The 9,495-nt window shown below is 62.5% G+C and carries 9 protein-coding genes; 4 read left to right on the top strand and 5 right to left on the bottom strand.

The genetic code is table 11. The features are described from left to right. Nucleotides 1–165: 165 nt before the first annotated feature. Nucleotides 166–666 (bottom strand): MgtC/SapB family protein, encoded by a 501-nt coding sequence (locus HGO40_RS25775; RefSeq protein WP_250965331.1) that lies wholly within the window; start codon nucleotides 664–666, stop codon nucleotides 166–168. A 134-nt stretch (nucleotides 667–800) separates the two neighbouring features. Here HGO40_RS25775 and HGO40_RS25770 point away from each other — a divergent pair, with 134 nt between their 5' ends. The 3 genes from HGO40_RS25770 (at nucleotide 801) to mapR (ending at nucleotide 4,323) form a co-directional block, all read left to right on the top strand. Then, nucleotides 801–1,037, top strand: coding sequence for a DUF3203 family protein (locus HGO40_RS25770; protein ID WP_250965330.1), 237 nt, complete (start codon nucleotides 801–803; stop codon nucleotides 1,035–1,037). 308 nt (nucleotides 1,038–1,345) lie between these two features. Next, on the top strand, nucleotides 1,346–2,758 hold the full coding sequence (gene ccoG, locus HGO40_RS25765; protein WP_250965329.1) for a cytochrome c oxidase accessory protein CcoG: 1,413 nt from the start codon (nucleotides 1,346–1,348) through the stop codon (nucleotides 2,756–2,758). 155 nt (nucleotides 2,759–2,913) lie between these two features. Further along, nucleotides 2,914–4,323 (top strand): GntR family transcriptional regulator MpaR, encoded by a 1,410-nt coding sequence (gene mapR / locus HGO40_RS25760; protein WP_250965328.1) that lies wholly within the window; start codon nucleotides 2,914–2,916, stop codon nucleotides 4,321–4,323. Between the two features lie 150 nt (nucleotides 4,324–4,473). Here the strand turns inward: mapR and HGO40_RS25755 are convergent, their stop codons facing one another. Next, nucleotides 4,474–5,220 carry an SDR family oxidoreductase gene (locus tag HGO40_RS25755; RefSeq protein ID WP_186708540.1) on the bottom strand — a complete coding sequence of 249 codons (747 nt, stop codon included), beginning with the start codon at nucleotides 5,218–5,220 and terminating at the stop codon, nucleotides 4,474–4,476. Nucleotides 5,221–5,297: 77 nt separating this feature from the next. Further along, nucleotides 5,298–6,176: a Dyp-type peroxidase gene (locus HGO40_RS25750; RefSeq protein WP_250965327.1), complete on the bottom strand. Its 879-nt coding sequence runs from the start codon at nucleotides 6,174–6,176 to the stop codon at nucleotides 5,298–5,300. Between the two features lie 223 nt (nucleotides 6,177–6,399). Between HGO40_RS25750 and ampC the strand changes: the two genes are divergently transcribed. Next, the gene (gene ampC / locus HGO40_RS25745) at nucleotides 6,400–7,548 is read left to right on the top strand and encodes a class C beta-lactamase (RefSeq protein WP_250965326.1); all 1,149 of its coding nucleotides are present in this window, start codon (nucleotides 6,400–6,402) and stop codon (nucleotides 7,546–7,548) included. Between the two features lie 176 nt (nucleotides 7,549–7,724). Here ampC and HGO40_RS25740 read toward each other — a convergent pair whose 3' ends face one another. Then, nucleotides 7,725–8,273, bottom strand: a complete 549-nt coding sequence (locus tag HGO40_RS25740) for a DUF4174 domain-containing protein (RefSeq protein ID WP_250965325.1) — start codon at nucleotides 8,271–8,273, stop codon at nucleotides 7,725–7,727. A 136-nt stretch (nucleotides 8,274–8,409) separates the two neighbouring features. Next, on the bottom strand, nucleotides 8,410–9,495 hold a 1,086-nt coding region (locus tag HGO40_RS25735; RefSeq protein ID WP_250965324.1), incomplete at its 5' end, for an erythromycin esterase family protein.

Below are 9,495 nucleotides of genomic sequence, written 5' to 3'. Positions count from 1 at the left end.
TTTACCCCGGCAAGAAACCAAGGCCGGGCACCCGCACAACCCGGCGCGCCGCGACCGGGGCCGCTAAAGCGGTGTGTCAGTCGATGAAAATAGTGCTTGTCACGCCGCCTTCGCGAGCAGGCTCGCTCCCACAGGGTTGTGTGTGTGTTCAGGCTGATTCTTGTGTCACAGCTTGTTGTCCCTCTCCAGCGCCCGGACAATCACCGGCATCACGCTGAAGATCGCCAGCGCCAGCACCGTGCTGAGCACCGCCGTCGCCTCCCGGCCCAGCCCGGCGGCGACGCCGATGGCGGCGGTCATCCAGAGGCCGGCCGCCGTGGTCAGGCCCTTGACGTGACTTTCGTCGCCGTCGTTGTTTTTCAGGATGGTGCCAGCACCGAGAAAACCGATGCCGGCGACCACACCCTGAATCACCCGGCTCATGGCATCGGCCTGGGACCCGGACATCTGCGGCACCAGGACGAACAACGCCGCCCCCAGAGCCACGAGCATGTGGGTCCGCACACCGGCCGCCTTGCCCTTGTGTTCGCGCTCGAAACCCAGGATGCCGCCCAGCAGCGCGGCCATGACCAGCCGCACCGTGACCCGGGTCATCTGCTGGGCATCGGTGATGTCGGCGAATTCCGCCTGCAGGGTTATCCAGACTTCATGCCACCAGGCGTTCATTGACAGTCCTCTTTTGCGTTGGATAAACGATGGACCGCAAGCGAAGCCAGAGGTGCACCCGACCGCTGATCAGCCGCGACGAACCCTGGCTTGGCCCCGAAACCTAACGTTCATGACCCCAGAAGGAGAACACCATGACTGTCCGTATCGTTGACCACCAGACCTGCCATTTCGAAACCCGCAACGGCACCGAACAGCGCCTCGCCAGTGAGCTGACCATCATCACTGACCCGGACAAAGCCATGTCGGTCGTGGAACTCAATGGCGACCGGGTCTACATCACCGAGGCTGAAGCCGATGCCCTGACCGTTGCCGGTGCGGTCGATGAGCGCAAGCACCTCAAGGCCACGGACAGCGGCTCGGCGATCTGAATCCCAATCCACGGCAACAGATGCATTTGTGGCGAGGGGATTTATCCCCGCTGGGGCGCGAAGCGGCCCCGAACGTACTGCCTGATACATCGCAGTCACAAGTGCATTTGGGGCTGCTTCGCACCCCAGCGGGGATAAATCCCCTCGCCACAGTAATATGTTCGCCACTTCCCGGGTGCATCAAAGTGTCGCAGCGCCTGGGTTTCGCGGCATCTGATCCGGTTTTTATCGAAACACCTGAGTCTGTTATGCAAACAGTTCCATGGTCATAGTGCGCCGGCCAGATAGAGGCTGATGAGCGACCGACCATGAGCGATAGAATCCCCGTCCAGTTGATACAGACGTTCGAACCTGCGCCAACCAAGATCAAGGCCAGGACCACCGACGCCCTGATCCACACCCGCAGCTTCACCGGCTTGTTCCGCACCTTGCGCATCAGCGGTGCGGGGATTCTGTTCCTGCTGTTCTTCGGCACGGTGTGGTTGAACTGGGGCGGCCGCCAGGCAGTGCTCTGGGACCTTTCCGAAAGCAAATTCCATATCTTCGGCGCGACCTTCTGGCCCCAGGATTTCATCCTGCTGTCGGCGCTGTTGATCATCGCTGCCTTCGGCCTGTTCGCGATCACCGTGTTTGCCGGTCGCGTGTGGTGCGGCTACACCTGCCCACAGAGCTCCTGGACCTGGCTGTTCATGTGGTGCGAGAAAATCACCGAAGGCGAACGCAACCAGCGGATCAAACTGCAAGCGGCGCCGTGGGGCCTGAACAAACTGTTGCGCCGTAGCGCCAAGCACACCTTGTGGCTGGCCATCAGCCTGCTCACCGGCCTGACGTTCGTGGGCTACTTCACGCCGATCCGCCCCTTGGCCGAGGAACTGCTGACCCTGCAAATGGCGGGCGTGAGCTTGTTCTGGGTGCTGTTCTTTACCGCCGCCACCTACCTCAACGCCGGTTGGCTGCGTGAGGCGGTGTGCATGCACATGTGCCCTTATGCACGCTTTCAGAGCGTGATGTTCGACAAGGACACCTTGACCATTTCCTACGACACGGCCCGCGGCGAAATCCGCGGCCCGCGCAAACGCGAGGTGAATCCGGCCAATATTGGCCTGGGCGATTGCATCGACTGCCAGATGTGCGTGCAGGTCTGCCCCACCGGCATCGACATCCGCGACGGCTTGCAGATGGAATGCATTGGCTGCGCGGCCTGCATCGATGCCTGCGACTCGATCATGGACAAGATGGGTTACGCCCGTGGCCTGATCAAATACACCTCCGAACATCAATTGCAGGGGGGCAAGACTCACCTGCTGCGCCCGCGACTGATCGGCTATACCGCCGTGCTCCTGGTGATGATCGGCGCGCTGGCCGTGGCGCTGGTGCAACGGCCCATGGTGTCGCTGGACGTCAGCAAGGACCGCGGCCTGTTCCGCGAAAACAGCGCCGGCCAGATCGAGAATATCTACAGCCTGAAAATCATCAACAAGACCCAGCAGCGCCAGGCCTATCAGCTGTCCCTGGTGGACGGCGACGGCTTCGTCCTGCAGGGCAAGACCCGGTTGAGCCTGGCCCCGGGGGAAATCGTCGATGTCCCGGTGTCGGTGGCGATGCTCAGCGAACGGCCCGGCAAAGGTTCCCTGGAAATGACCTTCAAGGTCGCCGACAGTGACGAGCCCGACAACTACAGCGTGGCCAAGAGCCGTTTTGTCGCACCGATGAATCGGTGAAGCTTTAAGATGCAGGGTAACTGTGGGAGCGAGCTTGCTCCGGGCGGCGTTCCGACGATAGCAGTGGGTCAGTTTGCATCAATGTTGGATATGCCACCGCGATCGCGAGCAAGCTCGCTCCCACAGTCAAGTTCACAAATGTCACTGGGCCCACCATGAAACGCTACGAGAAATTCGCCGACGACATCGCTGAACTGATCCGCTCGGGCATGCTGGGGCCGGGCCAGCGCGTGCCGTCGGTGCGCTACGCCAGCCAGACCTACGGCGTCAGCCCGTCCACGGTGTTCCAGGCCTATTACCTGTTGGAGCGACGCGGCATGATCCGGGCCCGGCCGCGCTCCGGCTACTTCGTCAACACCCATGCACCGAGCCCGTTTTCCGAGCCGGCGATCAGCAGCCAAGTGCACGAGTCCACCGAAGTCGACGTCAGCGAGCTGGTGTTTTCAGTCCTGGATTCGATCAAGGACCCGAACACCGTACCGTTCGGCTCGGCATTCCCCAGCCCGACGCTGTTCCCGTTGCAACGGCTGTCCCGCTCGCTGTCCAGTGCAACACGGGACATGGACCCGCGGGTGGTGGTCACGGACATGTCACCGGGCAATCCGCAACTGCGTCGCCAGATCGCCCTGCGCTACATGGTTGGCGGGCTGATGCTGCCCATGGAAGAACTGCTGGTCACCAACGGTGCCCTGGAAGCCTTGAACCTGTGCCTCCAAGCCGTGACCGAGCCCGGCGACCTGGTGGCGATCGAGGCGCCGGCATTTTATGCCAGCCTGCAGGTACTGGAACGGCTCAAGCTCAAGGCGGTGGAGATTCCGGTCCACCCGCGCGACGGCATCGACCTGGACGTGCTGGAGCAGACGCTGGAGCGTCACCCGATCAAGGCCTGCTGGTGCATGACCAGTTTTCAGAACCCCATGGGCGCGACCATGCCCGAGGAACGGAAACAGGCGCTGGTGGCGTTGCTGCGTCGCCATCAGGTGCCGCTGATCGAGGACGACGTCTACGCCGAACTTTATTACGGCCAGCAGGCGCCCAAGCCCGCCAAGGCGTTCGACACTGAAGGATGGGTGATGCATTGCGGTTCGTTCGCCAAGAGCCTGGCCCCGGGTTATCGCATCGGCTGGGTCGCCGCCGGGCGCTACGCGCAGAAGATCGAACGGCTCAAGCTCATGACCTCGCTGTGCGCCTCGATGCCGGCCCAGGCCGCCATTGCCGACTACCTGCAACACGGTGGCTACGACCGTCACCTGCGCAAACTGCGCTACGCCCTGGAAGAACAGCAAAACGCGATGCTTGCCGCCATCGCCCGCTATTTCCCGGCCCAGACCCGGGTCAGCCAGCCCGCGGGCGGCTACTTCCTGTGGCTGGAGCTGCCCGAGCAGATGGATTCGCTGAAACTGTTCCAGATGGCCCTGGCCCAAGGCATCAGCATTGCCCCGGGCCCGATCTTTTCACCGACCCGGCGCTTCAGGAATTGCATCCGCTTGAACTATGGCAGCCCGTGGACCGAAGCCTCGGAAAAGGCCATGGAGACGTTGGGGCGGATTATCCGGTCGTTTTGATAGTGGGGTGTCTGTTATTGCCCCATCGCGAGCAGGCTCGCTCCCACATGAGATCTGCTGAGTTCCTGAGATATTCGTCTCTACGCAAATCCACTGTGGGAGCGAGCCTGCTCGCGATGGCGGCAGAACAGGCGACCCGCACTCCAGGACTCAGCGCCCGCCCCCCAGATCCACAAACGTCCCGGTCGCATACGAAGCCTTGTCCGACAGCAGCCAGATAATCGCCTCGGCCACTTCATCCGGACGCCCGCCACGGGCCATGGGAATCGCCGACTCCAGCTTGCTGACCCGATCCGGGTCGCCGCTCAGGGCGTGGAAATCGGTATAGATATAGCCGGGACGCACCGCATTGACGCGAATGCCTTCGCCGGCCACTTCCTTGGACAGGCCGACGGTGAAGGTGTCCAGCGCGCCCTTGGAGGCCGCGTAGTCGACGTATTCTCCCGGCGAGCCCAGGCGGGCGGCCACCGACGAGACGTTGACGATGCTGCCGCCCTGCCCGCCATGTTTGGGCGACATGCGCAGCACCGCGTGCTTGGCGCACAGGATCGGCCCCAGCACGTTGGTCTTCAGTATCTTGAGGATGCGGAATTCGGACATTTCATCGAGTCGGGACTTATGGGCAACCGTACCGGCGTTATTCACCAGGGCGGTGACACGTCCCAGTTCGGCATCCACCCGATTGAACAGGCCGATGACTTCATCTTCAATGCTCACGTCGGCCCGCACGGCAATTGCCTGTGCGCCCTTGGCCCGAACCTGTTCGAGCACCTCTTGCGCGGCACTTTCATCAGACTGGTAATTGATGCAGATCCGATAGCCCGCTTCGGCAGCCAACAGCGCCGTGGCCGCCCCAATTCCGCGGCCGCCACCGGTGATGACGATGACTTTATCCACGCTTGCTTCTCCCTTCCACGGATAGACGTGCGGCCCAAGAATAGCGTTCGCGTCACGCTTTGCACATACCGCTGCGTCTACCGGGCCAGGGCGCGCAGATCCAGGCGTCCTTCCAACAGCGGCGGGCACCAGTAATAGCCGCCGGTGATCGGGCGGCTCATGCGATACAGACCGTCGGTAATGCCATCTTCCAGGCCACTCATGCGCCGCAATTGCGCCTCGAAGGCGTCAAGGGAGAAACCGAACGCCAGGAACATCAGCCCGGCGCGGTCGCCTTCGATCCAAGGCATGGAACGCCGGACCACGAAGGCCTCCGGGGCGAAGCTCTCCTGGGCGGTGCGCTTGACGTGGGCCGATTCCGGCGCGTCGTCGAGTTCTTCGTTGTCGCTCAGGCGCCGGCCCATGATGTTGTCGCGCTCATGGGGCTGCATCGCCGCGAAACCGTCCAGGTCGTGCTGCCACTGCTGGATCGCGGCGAAACTGCCTCCGCGCAGCCCATCGGCACCCGGGGCCAGGGCGGCGGCGACGGCCGCTTCGTCGTGGGGGTTTTCGGTGCCGTCTTCATAGCCGGTCAAGTCGTGGCCGGTCATGTGGCGGAAGGTTTCGTTCATCTGCACCAGGCGCAGTGCCGGGGCCAGCACCGCTTCGATGGCGCGACTGCGGTGCATCAGCTCGCCGCGGTCTTCACCGTGCAACCAGCACCACAGTGCATGCTGGGTCGAGGGGTTGTCCACGCCGACGCCGGCCAACGCAGGAAAAGCCCGCAGGCCATCGACCTCGGCGCCTAGCGCCTGGACCAGCGATTCGCCGAAGCCAACCACGGCCCGGCCATCGAGCAGCAACAGGAGCTTGTCTAGCGCAGCCGGCAGTGCCTCGACCGATTCCAAGGCAAAAAACAAATGACGGGCCTGAGGCGGAACAGGGGTGGCGAGAATGCCGGGCTGGTAGTAACTCATGTGAACTCCTTTAGAAAGAGCGCAAGTTTACCCGGCAGCCGCCGCTTTGTGTGGTTTGGCTTGAGGTCCGGTCACGGGGGCAACCGGGCCGTTTGTGGGAAGGTTCCCGCGGCTCCGTCAGATTGCTCAGAAACATGCCGCAGCCCGATAGCCTCGGATTGCCGGACAGCCCAAAACGCCCTAGATTGCCCTCCTTCAGGAAGACCAACGAGAGCGCTGCACCATGCACATTGCCAGATCGATACTCGCCGGGACTCTTCTCCTGGCCTGCGGGACGTCCACAGGCTTTGCCCAGGAGCCCATTGAAGACACGGTCAATGCCGTCATCCAGCCACTGATGAAACAACAGGACATCGCCGGCATGGCCGTGGCGATCACCTACAACGGCCAACGGCATTATTTCAACTACGGCGTGGCCGCCAAGGACACGAAAAAGCCGGTCACCGACCAGACCCTTTTCGAAATCGGCTCGGTCAGCAAGACCTTCACCGCCACCCTCGGTGCCTATGCCCAGGCCCGGGGCAAACTGTCCCTGACGGATCCGGCCAGTCGCTTTGCGCCCGAGCTGCGCGGCAGCGCCTTGGAGGGCAGCCGCCTGCTCGATCTCGTTACCTACACCGCTGGCGGCCTGCCCTTGCAGTTTCCCGACGAGGCGGATCATCCGGACCGGATGTTCAGTTATTTCAAGACCTGGAAGCCGCTCTACCCGGCCGGCACCCAGCGACTTTATTCAAACCCGAGCATCGGCCTGTTCGGTTATCTGGCGGCCCGCAGCCTGGGGCAACCTTTTGACGAAGTGATGGAGCGCACGCTGATGCCAGGGTTGGGCCTCAAGCACAGCTATGTCCGGGTACCGCAGGATCAGATGGACCGATACGCCCAAGGCTATGCAAAAGACGGCAAGCCCGTGCGGGTCGGCCCTGGCGCCCTGGACGCCGAGGCTTACGGGGTGAAAACCAGCTCGTCGGACCTGCTTCGTTTCATCGAGGCCAACCTGCGACCTGAAAAACTGGACGCGGATTTGAAGCAGGCCATCGCCACGACCCATACCGGTTTCTACAGCGTTGGCGGGATGAACCAGGGACTGGGCTGGGAGTTCTACCCCGCGCCGTTCAGCTTGGATGACCTGCTCGCCGGCAACACACCGCAGATGGCCCTGACGCCTCAAAAAGTCGAACCCCTGGCCCCGCCCCTCCCAGCGCCAGACGGCGCCTGGATCAACAAGACCGGCTCCACCAACGGTTTTGGCGCGTACGCGGCGTTCGTGCCTGGAAAGGACATGGGGATCGTCATGCTTGCCAACAAGAACTACCCGATCGAGGAACGGGTGAAGGCGGCGCATCGGATCCTGATGGCGTTGGAACACCAATAACTCATGACGCCTCGGGGTGATGAGTTTCTCTGTGGCGAGGGAGCTTGCTCCCGCTGGGTCGCGCAGCGGCCCCAAACCAGTCATTCGATAATCCATTGAAAAAAAGCAAAGGGCTGCTGCGCAGCCCAGCGGGAGCAAGCTCCCTTGCCACAAAGCGGCCTCGGCGCTAGCGGGAGTCAATCCTCCAATGGCTTCGGCGCCGCCGCCGGCTTGGCGGCCTTGCCAGGCTTGGTGCCTTTCGCATCCTTGGCCGGTGCAGGCTCGGGCGTGGGAGGGGGCGCTGGTGGCGTTGCTTCTTTTTCCGCGACGGGGAGTTTATCGACAGTGGCGAAGAGGTCCTCCAATTCAATCGCGCCGGAATGCTCGAGTTTCTTTTCCCCGTCCTTGCCGACCAGGATGATCTTGGTCTGGGCACCGGCGCCCAGCTTGAGGGAGCGAATCAGTGCCATGGTGCTTTGCGGGTCCAGGTCCTTGCCATCGCGCTGGCCGATGGTATTGAGCACGGTGTAGAGCACCATGTTGCGCTCGGAAAAACCCTGCTTGCCCGCCGGTTCATCCAAGGCCTTTTTCAGGTTGATCCAGGCCGGATCGACCGTGCTGGGCGCAATGACGATCAGGGAACGTGACTTGCCGACTTCCGCCACCAGAGGGGAGTCGCCATCGGCAGCGAACAGGGGGCCGGCGATGGCCAGCAAGGTAGCGAAGGTCAACGACCGAATGAGCATGCGCCTCTCCTTTTGATAGTTACGCTGTACTGATTGCACAGGGCGGCGATTGTTCCGCGAGCGTCGCCCGATACTGCGCCTGCCTGCCTTGAAGCTTAGGCGAGCACGTTCATTGCGCAACCGCCCTGCACAGCGTTCAGAGGCCAAACGGGAACGTATCCTCCTCGTGCTCCAGGACCTGCGGCGCCGGCAATGGCGTAACGGCTTCGCTCTGTTCGAACCAGAGCCAGGCGTCGAACTGTTCCGCCAGCACCGCTTCGAAATAATGGCTCTGACGCTCGGTTTCAGGGCGGTAGATCACACCAATCGCGCGTTCGAGCAGGGGTTCGGACAGCGCGTCCAGGAGCGCCTCGTCAGGATGGGTGCGCCATTGCGTCAACGAGGCATGAACCCCGGCCTGGAGGAATTGGTGCTCCCAACTGCCGGGCAGCGCTGGCCGCACCTGTTTGATCTTCATCGGCGCATCCCAGTCGTCCGCCGCCGCGACACTGCCACGGTCGGTGCCCATGCCCAGCAACACCGCGCTGCGGCCATAAGCCATGCGGCATAGCTGACCAATATTAAACTCCCCTTCCCAGCCCATGCGTGTCGCGGCGGCATTGCCGATGTGGGAGTTATGCGCCCAGACCAACGCCTTCGCATCAGTGCCCCGATGCTCCAACAAGGTTTGAAGGGTGTCGAACATGTGCCGGTCCCGCAGGTTCCACGATGACTTGCCGCCGCGGTACATGGCCCGGTAGTACTGTTCGGCGGAGCGCACGACCCGGGCGTTCTGGGTGGCGCTGAAGAAGGCCTCATCATCACTGATCATCGGATCCAGGCGTTTGGCCAACAAGCTGTTGAGCTGCTCGACCACGGCGTCTTCACACGTCGCCAGGTTGCCGCGCTCGGTGAAATGACCATACAGCGCCGGGTCGTCGTGCCAGGGCGTGAGGCAGCCATAACGGTGACGGGCATCACGGGCCATGTCCGGATGGCTGGTATCCAGGTAGTTCAGCACCTCATCGATGGAGTGACGCAGGCTGTAGACGTCCAAGCCGCGAAACTCCACCCTCTGCCCCATGGGCTGCTCCAGATTGTAATCTCGCAACCAACGGACGAAGCCTTGGACTTCGCAATTGCGCCACATCCAGGTTGGGAATCGGGCGAATGCCTGCTGCTTCCACGCCGACGTCCCCAAGTCGCGTACACAGCGGTCGATTTGCCCGGCATCGGGCCAGTC

This window comes from Pseudomonas sp. CG7 (genome assembly GCF_023701885.1).
GTDB lineage: Bacteria > Pseudomonadota > Gammaproteobacteria > Pseudomonadales > Pseudomonadaceae > Aquipseudomonas > Aquipseudomonas zanjanensis.
The sequence above is the reverse complement of the archived record's forward strand: the minus strand, read 5'-3'. Positions and strand labels throughout refer to the sequence as shown.